This window comes from Tardiphaga sp. (genome assembly GCF_044340795.1).
Classification (GTDB): Bacteria; Pseudomonadota; Alphaproteobacteria; order Rhizobiales; family Xanthobacteraceae; genus Tardiphaga.
Genome location: NZ_JBIISY010000165.1, coordinates 1 through 13,662 on the forward strand (window position 1 = coordinate 1; position 13,662 = coordinate 13,662).

General features: G+C 62.3%; 15 protein-coding genes. 10 read left to right on the top strand and 5 right to left on the bottom strand.

Features of this window, described 5'->3' with window-relative positions:
* A partial coding sequence (locus ACIQ17_RS22700; protein WP_398471434.1) for a GapR family DNA-binding domain-containing protein occupies positions 1 to 114 on the top strand: 114 nt, incomplete at its 5' end.
* Positions 115 to 261: 147 nt separating this feature from the next.
* Here ACIQ17_RS22700 and ACIQ17_RS22705 read toward each other — a convergent pair.
* The gene (locus ACIQ17_RS22705; RefSeq protein WP_398471436.1) at positions 262 to 1,800 is read right to left on the bottom strand and encodes a DUF882 domain-containing protein; all 1,539 of its coding nucleotides are present in this window, start codon (positions 1,798 to 1,800) and stop codon (positions 262 to 264) included.
* Between the two features lie 498 nt (positions 1,801 to 2,298).
* Between ACIQ17_RS22705 and ACIQ17_RS22710 the strand changes: the two genes are divergently transcribed.
* The gene (locus tag ACIQ17_RS22710; RefSeq protein WP_398471421.1) at positions 2,299 to 2,964 is read left to right on the top strand and encodes a glutathione S-transferase family protein; all 666 of its coding nucleotides are present in this window, start codon (positions 2,299 to 2,301) and stop codon (positions 2,962 to 2,964) included.
* Between the two features lie 54 nt (positions 2,965 to 3,018).
* On the opposite strand, the gene ACIQ17_RS22715 is transcribed toward ACIQ17_RS22710, so the two are convergent.
* From ACIQ17_RS22715 to ACIQ17_RS22730, 4 genes are all read right to left on the bottom strand, one after another.
* The gene (locus ACIQ17_RS22715; RefSeq protein ID WP_398471422.1) at positions 3,019 to 5,202 is read right to left on the bottom strand and encodes a murein L,D-transpeptidase; all 2,184 of its coding nucleotides are present in this window, start codon (positions 5,200 to 5,202) and stop codon (positions 3,019 to 3,021) included.
* Positions 5,203 to 5,652: 450 nt separating this feature from the next.
* Entirely contained in the window at positions 5,653 to 7,140 is a 1,488-nt protein-coding gene (locus tag ACIQ17_RS22720; RefSeq protein ID WP_398471423.1) for a sigma-54-dependent transcriptional regulator, read from the bottom strand.
* A 195-nt stretch (positions 7,141 to 7,335) separates the two neighbouring features.
* On the bottom strand, positions 7,336 to 7,977 hold the full coding sequence (locus tag ACIQ17_RS22725; protein ID WP_398471424.1) for a TerC family protein: 642 nt from the start codon (positions 7,975 to 7,977) through the stop codon (positions 7,336 to 7,338).
* Between the two features lie 116 nt (positions 7,978 to 8,093).
* Entirely contained in the window at positions 8,094 to 8,435 is a 342-nt protein-coding gene (locus tag ACIQ17_RS22730) for a hypothetical protein (RefSeq protein WP_398471425.1), read from the bottom strand.
* 24 nt (positions 8,436 to 8,459) lie between these two features.
* Here ACIQ17_RS22730 and ACIQ17_RS22735 point away from each other — a divergent pair, with 24 nt between their 5' ends.
* From ACIQ17_RS22735 to ACIQ17_RS22770, 8 genes are all read left to right on the top strand, one after another.
* Complete coding sequence (locus ACIQ17_RS22735; protein WP_398471426.1) at positions 8,460 to 8,873, top strand: helix-turn-helix domain-containing protein; 414 nt, start codon at positions 8,460 to 8,462, stop codon at positions 8,871 to 8,873.
* Positions 8,870 to 9,298 (top strand): hypothetical protein, encoded by a 429-nt coding sequence (locus ACIQ17_RS22740; RefSeq protein ID WP_398471427.1) that lies wholly within the window; start codon positions 8,870 to 8,872, stop codon positions 9,296 to 9,298. Before ACIQ17_RS22735 ends, ACIQ17_RS22740 begins: the two co-directional genes overlap by 4 nt.
* Positions 9,299 to 9,326: 28 nt before the next feature.
* Positions 9,327 to 11,228, top strand: coding sequence for a M3 family oligoendopeptidase (locus ACIQ17_RS22745; RefSeq protein ID WP_398471428.1), 1,902 nt, complete (start codon positions 9,327 to 9,329; stop codon positions 11,226 to 11,228).
* Positions 11,229 to 11,356: 128 nt separating this feature from the next.
* Positions 11,357 to 11,581 carry an AbrB/MazE/SpoVT family DNA-binding domain-containing protein gene (locus ACIQ17_RS22750; protein WP_398471429.1) on the top strand — a complete coding sequence of 75 codons (225 nt, stop codon included), beginning with the start codon at positions 11,357 to 11,359 and terminating at the stop codon, positions 11,579 to 11,581.
* A gap of 10 nt (positions 11,582 to 11,591) precedes the next feature.
* Positions 11,592 to 11,984 carry a type II toxin-antitoxin system death-on-curing family toxin gene (locus tag ACIQ17_RS22755; RefSeq protein WP_398471431.1) on the top strand — a complete coding sequence of 131 codons (393 nt, stop codon included), beginning with the start codon at positions 11,592 to 11,594 and terminating at the stop codon, positions 11,982 to 11,984.
* A 108-nt stretch (positions 11,985 to 12,092) separates the two neighbouring features.
* Positions 12,093 to 12,245 (top strand): aa3-type cytochrome c oxidase subunit IV, encoded by a 153-nt coding sequence (locus tag ACIQ17_RS22760; protein ID WP_211910240.1) that lies wholly within the window; start codon positions 12,093 to 12,095, stop codon positions 12,243 to 12,245.
* A 78-nt stretch (positions 12,246 to 12,323) separates the two neighbouring features.
* Positions 12,324 to 13,451 carry a Re/Si-specific NAD(P)(+) transhydrogenase subunit alpha gene (locus ACIQ17_RS22765; protein WP_398471432.1) on the top strand — a complete coding sequence of 376 codons (1,128 nt, stop codon included), beginning with the start codon at positions 12,324 to 12,326 and terminating at the stop codon, positions 13,449 to 13,451.
* A gap of 11 nt (positions 13,452 to 13,462) precedes the next feature.
* Positions 13,463 to 13,662 (top strand): proton-translocating transhydrogenase family protein (locus tag ACIQ17_RS22770; RefSeq protein WP_398471433.1); only part of this gene is annotated, 200 nt, incomplete at its 3' end.

The window sequence follows — 13,662 nt, forward strand, 5'->3', positions numbered from 1 at the left end:
TACGACGTCAAGGCGCTGCGCACCATCATCCGCATGCGCAAGCAGGACGCCAATGAGCGCGCCGAGCAGGAGACGATCCTGGAGACCTATCTGCAGGCGCTCGGGATGCTGTGAGGCGCCAGCCTCATCCACTCACAGGCTGTCATCCCCGCGAAAGCGGGGATCCAGTCAACGCAAAGTTTCCGATTTCACCACAGCCGTCGCCGTGTACTGGATCATCCGCTGTCGCGGGTGATGACATGCGACGATCTTGGTTTCTGCTCAGCGCAGTGCTGCGGTCCGCATGGCGAAGCTCGTGGTCTCCAGCTTTGCGGTCGCTGAACCCGTGAACTGATCGCTCACGAGGCCCGCCTGTGGATCATCCGAGAAGCCCATGGCGACGACGCTCTGCGGCTTGGCGAAATGCGCGCGCAGCACGGTGAGGTCGCCATCGCCGATCGATGACACCGACATCGCCGTCGTCACGCTCGGCGCGACGATCATCGCGCGGGTCCAGATGTGGTTCTCGGGAATGTAGGCGGCGGTCAGGCGCGTGGCGATCGCAACCGGGCCGGGCTGGCCGAGGCTCTTGCCGATCACCGTGGTGACTTCGTTCACGACCATCGAATTCTTGTTCGGCACATTCGGACGGATGCTGCGTGGAATCGGCGCGCTGGCCGCTACGACATGCGAACGATCGACCGGCGAATTGCCTGGCAGCGCATAGGCCATCGCCTTGGCAAAAGTCGACTCGCCGCGCGTGGGCTGCGCTTCGCCGATCTTTTCCAGCGCCTGGCGGGCAGTCAGGGCAGCAACCTGCTGCGGCGTTGCCTGCTTCGGCTCCGGGATATCATCCCAGAAGCCGCGGGCATTGATGATGTCGGCCGGGCTCTGCGGGCGGCCATCGTTCTTCGGCGCGGGCGCTGCAGCCGGGATCTGCTGCTTCGGGCGCGGCAGCGGGATGGTTTCGGCGTCAGCCGAAGCCAGCTGCATGTTTGCGGCCGGCGGCTTGGCGCGCGGCATCGGCACCGGATCGGCAGATGCCGCGGGGGCAGCCGCCGCGACGACCGTCGCTGCCTGGGTCGGCTTGCTCGGTGCGATTGCCGGTGCCGCGGATTCGTCCTCATCATCCGACGACGACTTACGTCCGAACAGCGAGGCGAGCAGGTTGCCCGGCTTGCTGCTGGCGAGGCTCACGCTGTCGCTGTTGCCGCGCTTCTGGATATCGGCAGCTGCGAGCTGATAGCCCGGCATGGTGCCGCCGTTGGACGGCAGATGCACAGTGCGGCCGTTCGGGAAGACGCGCTCGAGCTGCGCATAGGTCATGCGCGGCCAGTGGCGCACACTGCCGGTGTCGAGATGCACGAAGGGTGAGCCGGAGGTCGGATAGAAACCGACGCCACCGCGCTGCAGGCGCAGGCCGGCAATGCGGATCTTTTCCAGCTGCACGCCGGGAATGAAAAAGTCCATGGCGTGGCCGAGCATATGCTGGCTATGACGCGCCACGCCCGACGAACGACGGCGCAACATCGCGTTGGTGGCCGGAGACCGATAGGCAGAAATGATCTGAATGGGCTGGGTGGCGTCGACGTCGCGATAGACTTCCCAGACGATGTCGAACAGGCGCCGGTCCATCGTGGTGGAGTCTTGATTGCGCCAGTCGCGCAGGAAGTGATTGAGCTTCTTCAATCCGTCTTCGTCATAGCGGCCATTGCGCTTGAAGGTGACGGTGACGCTTTCGCGGGAATGGGTGTGGTAGAATGAGAGGGTGCGGGTCTCGCTATTCGCGGTCGCATTGTGGACCGAGCTCGCGCTGGCCATCAGCACCAGCGAGGCCAGACCGGCGTTCAAACCGGCGCGCGAAGGACGCCATGTTACTTTGCGTGCGAAACCAAGCGGCACGTCGAACCCACCCAAGTTACTCAAACTCTCTCGTAACCCCATGTGACGAAAGAGGGTGAATCGAGTCTTAAAACGGGAGGGTTAATCGACATTTACACCCATCCCCCCAAGTCGGCATTTCTGCCACTGTCAAGATTAACCCGCTGACTATGGCGAAATCGAGCCCTTTGCCGCCTTGCAGGTGGATAATGGTTAATCTTGCAACCGTAGAGATGCTGAAGAGATCGCGCGTTTCGATTTAAGCTTCTGAAAATAATGATCTTTCTTCTCCTTCTAGCACGTGACCCGTATTGACGGGCCGGGTGGCTTGTTTTTTGGGCCGGAAAACAACGCCGGCGCATGTCGAGAAGTGTGCTGGCTTTTCGTCCTCGGAGACAGTCGGCGACCATTCGCCACCCCGTCCCGAGGAGATTTGTCATGAAGCCTACGATCACAGCTTTCAGGGATTCGCCCGATCGCGGCCAGGGTCTGGCGCGCGACATGCCGGTCCGCTGGGCGCTTGAAGAGGTCGGCCAATCTTACGGTGTCCGCCTCCTGACATTTGCCGAAATGAAGGAGGCTGCGCATCGCGCACGCCAGCCGTTCGGGCAAATCCCGAGCTATGAGGACGGCAGTCTCGCTGTCTTCGAAACGGGGGCCATCGTGCTGCAGATCGCCGAGCGACATGCAGGCCTGCTCCCGCGGGATGAGGCCGAACGCGCCCGCGCCATCACATGGACGTTCGCGGCGGTGAGCACCATCGAGCCGCCGATCGTCGAGCGTGACGCGGCCATTCTGGTGGAAAGCGATCAACCGTGGTTCGCAGCACGCCAGCCGCTCCTCGACGAACGCGTCCGCCTTCGATTGACCGATCTGTCCCGCGCGCTCGGTGACGCCGAATGGCTGGGACCCACCTTCAGCGCCGGCGACCTCATGATGGTGTCCGTGCTGCGCAGGTCGAGCGGATCGGGATTACTGGAGGAGCATCCAAATCTCGTCGCTTATGTTGCCCGTGGTGAAGCTCGGCCGGCCTTCAGGCGCGCTTTCGAGGATCAGTACGCAGTCTTTACTGCCGCATCGCGCCGGGAGGCAGAGGCCGGATAGCAAAAGGGCTCCATCCGAAGATGGAGCCCTTGATCGTAAGGCGCGCCAAATGTGTCAGCGCGTGACGGTGCGGCGGGTCTGCCCCTGCGCCATCGGCTGCGGTGCGGGAGCTCCACCGCCGAACAGGCGTTCGAAGAAGTTCGGTTCGCTGTTGCGCACGGGCGCGCCATCGAAATTCACGCCCTGCGGAATGTTCGCCTTCGGACGCGCATAGCTCGGCTGGGCGCGGGCGACCACCTGCTCCAGATCCTTGTTCTTGGCGTTCTTCAGGATCGCCAGCATCTGGGAGTCGCGGCTGTAGATGTCCTTACGCATCTGCAGCTTGCCAGCGTCATCCACGAAGGCGGTCTGGTAGGTGATGTTGACCGGGATCGGCGTCGGGAATTTCAGGTCGATCTCGCTGCGCCCATACATGCCGCGCACCTTTTCGGGCGAGTAGCGCTCGTTCGGCATGGTGATGTTCAGCAACGTTGCCGCATACTGGTCCGGGTTCTGCACGCGCATGCAGCCATGGCTGAAGGCGCGCTCGTCGCGGGCGAACAGGTTCTTGTTCGGCGTGTCGTGCTGATAGACGAGGAACTTGTTCGGGAAGTTGAAGCGGATGCGGCCGAGCGCATTGTCGTCGCCCGGCGGCTGCGACACATGGATGCTGCCATCGGCCTTGCGCGACAGCTTCAGGCCCATGCGGTCGAGCACCGTCGGGTCCTGCTGCAGGGCCGGCAGATATTCGTTGTAGATGATCGACGGCGGCACGTTCCAGGTCGGGTTGACCGTGATGTACTTCATCGTTTCGGTCATCAGCGGCGTGGCGTGCTTGCCGACCTTGCCGACGACGACACGGGTGTTCCAGACCTGACCGCCGTTCTGCATCACCTTCAGCGTATAGTCGGGGATGTTCAGCATCACATAGGCATTGCCGAGCGACGCAGCGCCGAGCTGGCGCGGCAGCCAGCGCCAGCGCTCCAGATTGACGAGGATGGTGTCGATCTGGCGATCGCGCTTCGGCGCGTTGATGGCGCGCACGGTGGCGTCGTCGAGGATGCCGGTGACCTTGAGGCTGCTGCTCGACTGGAATTTGCGAACCGCGGCGGCGACGTCCGCATCGTATTTCGTGTCGCTCGCGTTCTCGACATGGAGGCGGGCGCGCACCAGAGGTACGCGGTCATCTTCCATCACGGCCGGGTTCGGATTCTTCTTCGTCGCCTTGACGAATTTCAGCGCAGGACCCTCGGCGATCGGCTGCACTGGCATCTCGCTCTCGCCGCGCAGCTGAGCCAGCTTCGCTTTCAGCTTCTTGTAGCCTTCATGGGGCGGATTGTAGCTGGCGAGCGCAGCGGAGGCGTCCTTGGCCGTCGAGATATTGGCGAGCACCTGGGCTGGATCGGTCGGGTGTTCGGGATACATGATGTCACCGTCGAGCTGCGACCAGTGCATGCGGCCGCTCTGCGCCTGGCGGGCATAGTCGAGCAGGCTGGCGGTCAGCTTCAGCTCCGCCTCGGCAAGTGCGTCCGGCGAACTGGCGGCAGTGAAATCCGGCACCGGATAGTCGGCGGCATCGAGGCCCTCGCTGCCGGCGTCCTTGAGGCGCGAGATCACGCCCTTGGCGGTGGAGCTGGCGATCCCGCCCTGGGTCCACAGCGGCGCGTAGTCGCGGCCGGCATAGAACTTCTCGACGGCCGCGCGCTCGCCCTTGCGATCGAACTGGCGGGGCAACTTGCTGCCGAGCATCTCGCGCAGCTTGTCGGCAACCGGCTGATCGGCTGCAGCGACGGTGGACGCGGGCGTGGCGATGTCCTTGGCGACATCCTTCGGCGCTTCAGCTGAGGGCACAGCCGGCGCAACGGCAGTTGCGGCTGGTGGCGCCGCAGGAGCGGGCGTTGCCGGAGCAGTCGCCGTCTCGGCCGGCTTGGTCTCTTCGACGGGCTTGGGTGTTTCGGCAATCTTCGGCACATCGGTCGTCGGTGTGCTGACCGTCTTCTCCGATTCTTTGGTTGCGTCAGGGACCGATGCGGTGGTGTCGGTGGTGGTCTCGGTCTTGATGTCGCTCGCCGTGGGCGGCGGGACATTGGCAGGTTCGGGGCGCGGCACGGCCGCATCGATGGCGAGTTCGGAGACACTGTCACGCGGCGACACGCTCGGTTGCGCAGCGGCGGCGCCGGCGGAGACCGTCAGGAATGTTGCGGCCACGGCCAGCAGCACGCGGTCGAATCCAGAACGGCTCTTGTTGAAGTCTCGCATTCTCGCTCCTCTCGAGTGACCTGCTCCTTTTTGCTGGAGCAGTTCTAGTCTCACATCGCAGCTTCGGCTGAAGCGTTGTATGTCGCGATTCACTACGCAAACGATACAACAGCCCGATCCAGGTGCCACCACCCAGCGGGCTCTATCAGCCCAAACTGACGCCAACCCACATGGTTTGCAACGCCGCACCGCGCGTCAGCAGCTGCTTTTGACTTCGTGTGTCACCACACCGCAACGGTTCAAGTTCCCCTGCCACAACAAGGACATGTTCACTGCGTGCACGGCAATAAATTGCGGCGCGTTGGCGGCGTGTTTCCGATCCCTCATGGTGAGGAGGCGCGAAGCGCCGTCTCGAACCATGAGCTGGCCTGGCTCGTTCAGCGCATTTGGCCATCCTTCGAGACGTGGCCTGCGGCCACTCCTCAGGATGAGGGACAGAGCGCGGATCAGCTACGCGTCATCCGCTGACGCTGTGTTTTTGTCCGATGCCTCGTCGAGCTTGCGATACAGCGTCGAGCGCCCGATCTTCAGCCGGCGGGCAACTTCCGACATCTGGCCGCGATAATGCGAGATCGCGAAGCGGATGATTTCGGATTCGAGTTCTTCCAGCGGCCGCAACTCGTTGTCCGACGCCAGCATGTTCAGGCTGCCGGCCGCGGCCATCAGCGGCGCCGCGTCCGGTACCATGGTCGGCGCCACCGCGTGATAGAGCGGCTCTACAATCAGGGGCACCGTGGCCGGCGACTGCATCGGCGCAGCCTGTGAAGTGGCCTGCGGAAAATCGGCGAGGCCGAGCTGGTCGCTCTCACTCATGACCACGGCGCGATACACCGTGTTTTCGAGCTGACGGATATTGCCGGGCCAATCCAGCTGGGTGAGGACCGACATGGCCTCGCCGGAAATGCTGGTGATGGGCCGGTTCTCCTCGGCGCAGAACCGCGCCAGGAAATGCCGCAACAGATGCGGAATGTCCTCGCGACGGGCGCGGAGCGGCGGCACGGTCAATGGCAGCACATGCAGGCGATAGAACAGATCCTCGCGGAAGTGGCCGGCCTTGACGAGCTCGAGCAGTTGTCGGTTCGTCGCCGAAATGATCCGGACATCGACCTTCACCGGCCGGCGGCCGCCGACGGCTTCCACCGAGCCTTCCTGCAACGCCCGCAGCAGTTTCACCTGGGCGCTGAGCGGCAGTTCGCCGACTTCATCGAGGAACAGGGTGCCGCCGGACGCTTCGACGAACTTGCCGGCATGGCGTTCGGTGGCACCCGTGAAAGCACCTTTCTCGTGGCCGAACAGGATCGACTCCACGAGATTGTCGGGAATGGCGCCGCAGTTCACGGCGACGAACGGCTTGCTGCTGCGCTCGCCGGAACCATGGATGGCACGGGCGATCACTTCCTTGCCGACGCCGGACTCGCCCTCGATCAGCACGGGGATCGACGAAGATGCCGCCTTGCGCGCGGAGCGCAGGACATTTTCCATCGTGCCGCTGCGGGTGACGATGTCGGCGAAAGTCAGCTTGCCTTCTCGGCTGTGGCGGATGCGCTGCAATTCGCCTTTCAGCGCACTGGTGTTGAGGGCGTTGCGCAGTGAGACTTGGAGGCGCTCGGCGCTGACCGGTTTCACGACGAAATCATGGGCGCCGGCACGCATGGCCGAGACGACGTTGTCGATGCCGCCATGGGCGGTCTGGACGATGACGGGAATATTGAGGCCTGCATCGCGCATGCGATCCAGCACGCCCATGCCGTCAAGGCCGGGCATCATCAGATCGAGCAGCAGGGCATCGATGGAAGGAGCGTCCGGGTCGATCAGGCGGGTGACGGCATCCTCGCCGCTCTCGACCACGATGGCCTCATAGCCGCAGCGCTGCACCATGTTCTCAACCAGGCGGCGCTGGACAGCATCGTCATCGGCGATCAGGATTCGTTCTGCCATTGCGGACTCCAGACGGGCACTCCAAGGATGGGGTGTCCCGAATTGAGCCAAAATGGCGGGCAGAGTTTAATGCTTTGATAATATCCGCAGGGCGGACACGGCCGCTGTGGAGGGGGAGGGCGAAGCGCCCCCAAAACATCCTTGCGGAAAAAAATATGGGTGAGCGCGGCGTACCGCGCCCACCCGACAGGTTGTTTAGCTCTTCTGCAGATAGGCCATCGCGTGGGGCCAGACCTCGAGGCCGCCGCGATAGATCATGTCGCCGGCCACATAGAGGATGATGGCGAGGCCGACATAGGCGATCCAGCGGTGCTTCTGCAGCAGCTTGGCGATGAAGCTGGCGGCCAGACCCATCAGCGCGATCGACAGCACTAGACCGAAGATCAGGATGGTCGGGTGTTCGCGGGCAGCGCCGGCCACGGCGAGCACGTTGTCGAGCGACATCGAAACGTCGGCGAGAGTGATCTGCCAGATCGCCTGACCCATGGTCTTGCGCGGGGCGCTGCCGTCCTCATTCATTCGCTCGATTTCTTCGAGGTCATGCTCGTGGCCGGAGCGCAATTCACTCCACATCTTCCAGCAGACCCACAGCAGCAGGAGGCCGCCGGCGAGCAGAAGGCCGATGATCTGCAACAGCTGGACGGTGACGCTGGCGAAACCGATACGGAGGACAGTGGCGGCGACAATGCCGATCAGGATCGCACGGGCGCGCTGCTCTTTCGGCAGACCGGCGGCGGCGAGGCCGATGACGATGGCGTTGTCACCGGCAAGAACCAGGTCGATCATAATGACCTGGAGCAACGCGGATAGGGCTTCGGGCGTAAACAGTTCCGACATACGGGCCTCTCTGTATGAACGTCCAGTCCGACATCACAGCTTTTGGGAGCTGCCAGAGGGGCCCGGTCCAGGACGTTTCTTCAATGCGGGGACATTCCCGCGGGTTGATCCAGTTGTTAGTCAGGTTGATCCGACAGCGTGACGAGCCGGAGCATCTGCTCTGAGTCCATCACGATCGAAATGCCGACACCGATAAAGGTCAGAATGCCGGCGACATCGAGCCAGGCAGCGCGGCGTTTCCGATTTCGCGGAATCAGCGCGCCACCAGCGATCGATGCTGCGAGTGCGAATAGCAAAGTTGCGACAATTGGCGCCAGTGCGTCGAGCGAGACAAATGCGCGCAAGGCCAGTCCCGCCGCCAGGGTGATCAGCAGGCTTGCGGCAAACAGCTCCTTGACCCCGCCCGGGGTCGCGGGCGCATCATTGCGATCCGTGAAGCTGCGATCGGTAAACGCCATTGTTGGCTCTTCGAGACCGTCTCATTGCATCTGCCGTTTTCGCGCGCCGTCAAAGCTGCTACGAATAGTCGTCAGGTCGAGCAATTCATCTTGAGTAGTTTCGTAAACATGAAACTTGGAAAAAATCAAGAAGTTTCAGGCAATGCGACCGTGAGCAAGGCGGCTCCGGAAACGCGTGCGCTGCGAAAAGAAGCGGGCAATTGGCTGAAGGCGCGCCGGAGCGAGGCAGGGCTTTCGCAGGTCGATCTCGCGGCAACGCTCGGTCTCAAATACTACACGTTCATTTCGCAGGTTGAGAACGGCTTCAGCCGGGTGCCGACCGAGACCATGGAAGCCTGGGCGCTCGCCTTGAAGCTTGATCCTGCAGATTTCGCCAAACATCTGCTGGTCTATTACGAGCCGGAATTGCACCGGCTGTTGTTCGGAGCATCCAAATGAATGTGATCGCATTTCGGAAGCCGCAGCTCGGCGCCTGGAGCGAGACGGAGCTCCGCACGCTCGGTGAGACCCTCGACATGGGCCGCCGCGGGCAAGGCTGGGACACCGGCCTCACCGAGAACGGGGACGCGCAGTTCTATCTGCTCGGACCTGACCAGGCCTGCACGTTGTGCGTGTCGCGGATTGGTGGGCTCTATGTTCTGGAAGACGGCAAGGGCACGCTGTTGTTCGAGCATCGCAGCCTGCCGCTTGTGGCGATGCATGCCCGCAGCGCCTTGCGGACCACGCGATGGCCGCTTGTCGCACGGATTGTCATGGTGTGGTGTACGATTCGTCATATGATGAACGACAAGGTCGAGCCGCTCTTGCTGGAAGGCGAAGAACTGCTCGTTCATGTCGCTCCGCAACTGGCCGCCTATGTTTGATCGCCGCTGCATCTAGCCGAAAGTTTTCATGCCGAAATCCGCTACCGCCAAATCCGCCCGCAAGTCGTCTGCCAAGACACCCGCCGCCAAGAAGACTGCAACCGCGAAGAAGCTGGTCCGCAAGGCTGCGCCGAAGACGGCGGGAAAGTCGTCGGCTGGCAAATTGCCCGAATGGAATCTGGCGGATCTCTACACCTCGATCACCGCGCCGGAGATCGCGCGCGATCTCGACAAGATCGATGCGGACTGCGCCGCCTTCGAGGTGGCCTATAAGGGCAAGCTGGCGGAAGGGACGGCGAAGCCGAATGGCGGCGCCTGGCTCGCGGAAGCCGTCCGCAGCTACGAGGCCATCGATGATCTCGCCGGCCGGCTCGGCTCCTATGCCGGCCTCATCCATGCCGGCAACACGGTCGATCCTGCGATCTCGAAATTCTATGGCGATGTCTCCGAGCGCATCACGGCAGCCTCGGTGCACCTGCTGTTCTTCGCGCTCGAACTCAACCGCATCGAGGATGACGTCATCGAGCGTGCGATGGAGGCGCCGGAGCTCGGCCACTATCGCCCGTGGATCGAGGACAGCCGCAAGGACAAGCCGTATCAGCTCGAAGACCGCGTCGAGCAGCTGTTTCACGAGAAGTCGCAGACCGGCTACGGTGCTTTCAATCGCCTGTTCGATCAGACCATTGCGGGCCTGCGCTTCAGGGTCGGCGGCAAGGAGCTGGCCATCGAGCCGACGCTGACCCTGCTGCAGGATCGTGACGCGGCCAAGCGTAAGGCGGCCGGGCAGGCGCTGGCCACGACGTTCAAGGCAAACGAGCGCACCTTTGCACTGATCACCAACACGCTGTCGAAGGACAAGGAAATCTCCGACCGCTGGCGCGGTTTCCAGGATGTCGCCGACAGCCGCCATCTCAACAACCGCGTCGAACGCGAAGTGGTCGATGCGCTGGTGGCTTCAGTACGCGCCGCTTACCCGAAGCTGTCGCATCGCTACTACCAGCTGAAGGCAAAGTGGTTCGGCAAGAAGAAGCTGCCCCATTGGGATCGCAACGCACCGCTGCCCTTCGCGCCGACCGGCACGATCTCCTGGTCCGATGCGCAGGACATGGTGCTGACGGCTTACGGCGCGTTCTCGCCGGAGATGGCGGGAATCGCAAAGCGCTTCTTCACCGATCGCTGGATCGATGCGCCGGTGCGTCCGGGCAAGGCACCTGGTGCCTTCTCGCATCCGACCACGCCGTCTGCCCATCCCTATGTGTTGATGAACTATCAGGGCAAGCCGCGCGATGTGATGACGCTCGCCCATGAACTCGGTCACGGCGTGCATCAGGTGCTCGCTGCGAAGAACGGCGCGCTGATGGCGCCGACGCCGCTGACGCTTGCGGAGACGGCCTCGGTGTTCGGCGAGATGCTGACCTTCAAGCGCCTGCTGGCCCAGACAAAGAGCCCCAAGCAGCGTCAGGCGCTGCTGGCCGGCAAGGTCGAGGACATGATCAACACGGTGGTCCGGCAGATCGCGTTCTATTCATTCGAGCGCGCCGTCCACACCGAGCGCCGCAATGGCGAGCTCACCGCCGAGCGGATCGGCCAGCTCTGGCTGGGCGTACAGAATGAGAGCCTCGGGCCGGCCATCGAGATCAAGCCGGGCTACGAGAATTTCTGGATGTATATCCCGCACTTCATCCATTCGCCGTTCTACGTTTACGCCTATGCCTTCGGCGACTGTCTCGTGAACTCACTCTATGCGGTTTACGAGAATGCCCAGGAAGGCTTTGCCGAGCGTTATCTCGCGATGCTCGCCGCCGGCGGCACCAAGCACTACTCCGAACTGCTCGCCCCATTCGGCCTCGACGCCAAGGACCCGACCTTCTGGGACGGCGGTTTGTCAGTCATCGCCGGCATGATCGATGAGCTGGAGGAGATGGAATAGCCCGTAGAACAATTGTTGTACGAGCAGTGGAGGCGTGTTATACATCTGTATAACACGCCTTTTTGCTTGCAGGATAAGGAGGTCGGCGAAGCCTCAGAGCAATCGTGCCCATTTGAAAGGAGAAACTCATGAAGCTTGAAATCAAGAAGATCGGTAATTCCGACGGTTTGCTTTTGCCGAAGGAATTGATGCAGCGCCTCGATCTCCAGCGAGGGCAAGAGCTGTATGTGACGGAATTGGCGGGGGGCGGCCTGCAACTCATGCCGTACGACCCAGACTTTGAACAGACGATGGAAGCTGCCGACGAGGTTATGGATAAGTACAAGGACACGCTCGCGGCTCTGGCGAAGTAAGGAGGCGGCCATGGGCGAGGCGGATGAGCCGCGCTGGATTACTTATGAACAAGTGATTGCTATCCATAGCCGGCAGCTGCGCCGGTTCGGTGGAGCGCCCGGCTTACGCGATGAAGGCATGCTGCAATCGGCGCTCGATCGTCCCGTCAACAAGTGGCGCTATGAGCAATCAGAGTTGCCCGAACTTGCGGCAGCCTATGCCTATGGACTCGCCAAGAACCATGCGTTCATCGACGGCAACAAGCGTATCGCCTTCATGTCGATGATGATCTTTCTGATCAAAAACGATGTGCAGTTCTCGCCAGACCCCGCTCAGGCAACGACTATCATTCTCTCGCTTGCTGCTGGCGAAGTCAGCGAGCAATCGCTCGCCCGCTGGATACGCGACAACTGGCCAGCATAGTGCGCTGCATCATTTAAAGGCGCCGGTGGCATGCCAACAGCCGTTGCCGTTCAAATCCAATTGCGCTAATTCCGTGGCAACAGATCATAAAACTTGCGGGAGACTGGAATGGCTGATCATAGCGAAGTTGCCTACACCACGGCGGATGGCAACGATTACCCGGCGCATGAGCAGACCTATGAAGGTTTCCTGGTGCTTGTGAAATGGGGCACCATCTCGGTCGTCGCAATCGTGGCGCTGATGGGCATCTTTCTGACCTGATCCCACCTATCGCCGCAGCGCCGCGGCTCCATCCCTGACCTGACTGCTCACGCGCGGACGAGCTCCGCCGGAGGACACATGAAGATTGCCGTTGCCAAGGAAATCGATCCGCTCGAACCGCGCGTTGCGGTCTCGCCGGACACGATCAAGAAGTTCAAGGCACTCGGTGCCGAGGTGGCGATCGAGCCGGGCGCAGGCATCAAATCGGGCATGCCGGATTCCGAATTCACCGCCGTCGGCGCGATCATCGCCGCCGATGCCGTGAAGGATGCGGACATCGTCATCAAGGTGAAGCGTCCGGAAGCCTCCGAACTTGCGAACTACAAGCGCGGCGCGCTGTCGATCGCGATCATGGACCCCTATGGCAATGAAGCGGCGCTGAAGACCATTGCCGATGCCGGCGTGTCCGCCTTCGCCATGGAACTGATGCCGCGCATCACCCGTGCGCAGGTGATGGACGTGCTGTCCTCGCAGGCCAATCTCGCCGGTTACCGCGCCGTGATCGAGGCCGCCGAATATTTCGGCCGCGCCTTCCCGATGATGATGACCGCCGCCGGCACCATTCCGGCTGCAAAGGTGTTCGTCATGGGCGTCGGCGTTGCCGGCCTGCAGGCGATCGCCACCGCGCGCCGGCTTGGTGCTGTCGTCACCGCGACCGACGTCCGCCCGGCCACCAAGGAGCAGGTGGAGAGTCTCGGCGCAAAATTCCTGGCCGTCGAGGACGACGAGTTCAAGAACGCGCAGACCGCGGGCGGCTACGCCAAGGAAATGTCGAAAGAATATCAGGCCAAGCAGGCTGCGCTCACGGCCGAACATATCAAGAAGCAGGACATCATCATCACCACCGCGTTGATCCCGGGCCGTCCGGCGCCGCGTCTGGTCTCGGCCGAGATGGTCGCCTCGATGAAGCCCGGCTCGGTGCTGGTCGATCTCGCCGTCGAACGCGGCGGCAATGTCGAGGGCGTCAAGGCTGGCGAAGTCACTGACGTCAACGGCATCAAGATCGTCGGCTTCACCAATGTCGCCGGCCGCGTCGCCGCCTCGGCCTCAAGCCTTTACGCACGTAACCTGTTCTCCTTCATCGAGACGCTGGTCAACAAGGAGACCAAGGCGCTTGCGGTGAATTGGGACGATGAACTGGTGAAGGCGACGGCGCTCACGAAAGACGGTGCCGTGATCCATCCGAATTTCCAGAAGACTGCCTGAGGATAAACGTCATGGAACATGGTGCGCTGGTTTCTCCGTTCGTCTTTCAGCTCTCGATCTTCGTGCTCGCCGTGTTCGTCGGCTATTTCGTGGTGTGGTCGGTGACCCCCGCGCTGCATACGCCGCTGATGTCGGTGACCAATGCGATCTCCTCGGTGATCGTGGTCGGCGCGCTGCTCGCGGTCGGCGTCAAGCTGGCTGGCAGCGGCGG

Excerpts from the sequence above, each read along its gene's own strand:
- ACIQ17_RS22730 (WP_398471425.1), bottom strand. The coding sequence starts at position 8,435 with ATGGCGTTTACCGATCGCAGCTTCACGGATCGCAATGATGCGCCCGCG.
- ACIQ17_RS22705 (WP_398471436.1), bottom strand. The coding sequence starts at position 1,800 with ATGGCCAGCGCGAGCTCGGTCCACAATGCGACCGCGAATAGCGAGACC.
- ACIQ17_RS22745 (WP_398471428.1), top strand. The coding sequence starts at position 9,327 with ATGCCGAAATCCGCTACCGCCAAATCCGCCCGCAAGTCGTCTGCCAAG.
- ACIQ17_RS22725 (WP_398471424.1), bottom strand. The coding sequence starts at position 7,977 with ATGTCGGAACTGTTTACGCCCGAAGCCCTATCCGCGTTGCTCCAGGTC.
- ACIQ17_RS22715 (WP_398471422.1), bottom strand. The coding sequence starts at position 5,202 with ATGCGAGACTTCAACAAGAGCCGTTCTGGATTCGACCGCGTGCTGCTG.
- ACIQ17_RS22760 (WP_211910240.1), top strand. The coding sequence starts at position 12,093 with ATGGCTGATCATAGCGAAGTTGCCTACACCACGGCGGATGGCAACGAT.
- ACIQ17_RS22710 (WP_398471421.1), top strand. The coding sequence starts at position 2,299 with ATGAAGCCTACGATCACAGCTTTCAGGGATTCGCCCGATCGCGGCCAG.
- ACIQ17_RS22740 (WP_398471427.1), top strand. The coding sequence starts at position 8,870 with ATGAATGTGATCGCATTTCGGAAGCCGCAGCTCGGCGCCTGGAGCGAG.
- ACIQ17_RS22750 (WP_398471429.1), top strand. The coding sequence starts at position 11,357 with ATGAAGCTTGAAATCAAGAAGATCGGTAATTCCGACGGTTTGCTTTTG.
- ACIQ17_RS22765 (WP_398471432.1), top strand. The coding sequence starts at position 12,324 with ATGAAGATTGCCGTTGCCAAGGAAATCGATCCGCTCGAACCGCGCGTT.
- ACIQ17_RS22720 (WP_398471423.1), bottom strand. The coding sequence starts at position 7,140 with ATGGCAGAACGAATCCTGATCGCCGATGACGATGCTGTCCAGCGCCGC.
- ACIQ17_RS22755 (WP_398471431.1), top strand. The coding sequence starts at position 11,592 with ATGGGCGAGGCGGATGAGCCGCGCTGGATTACTTATGAACAAGTGATT.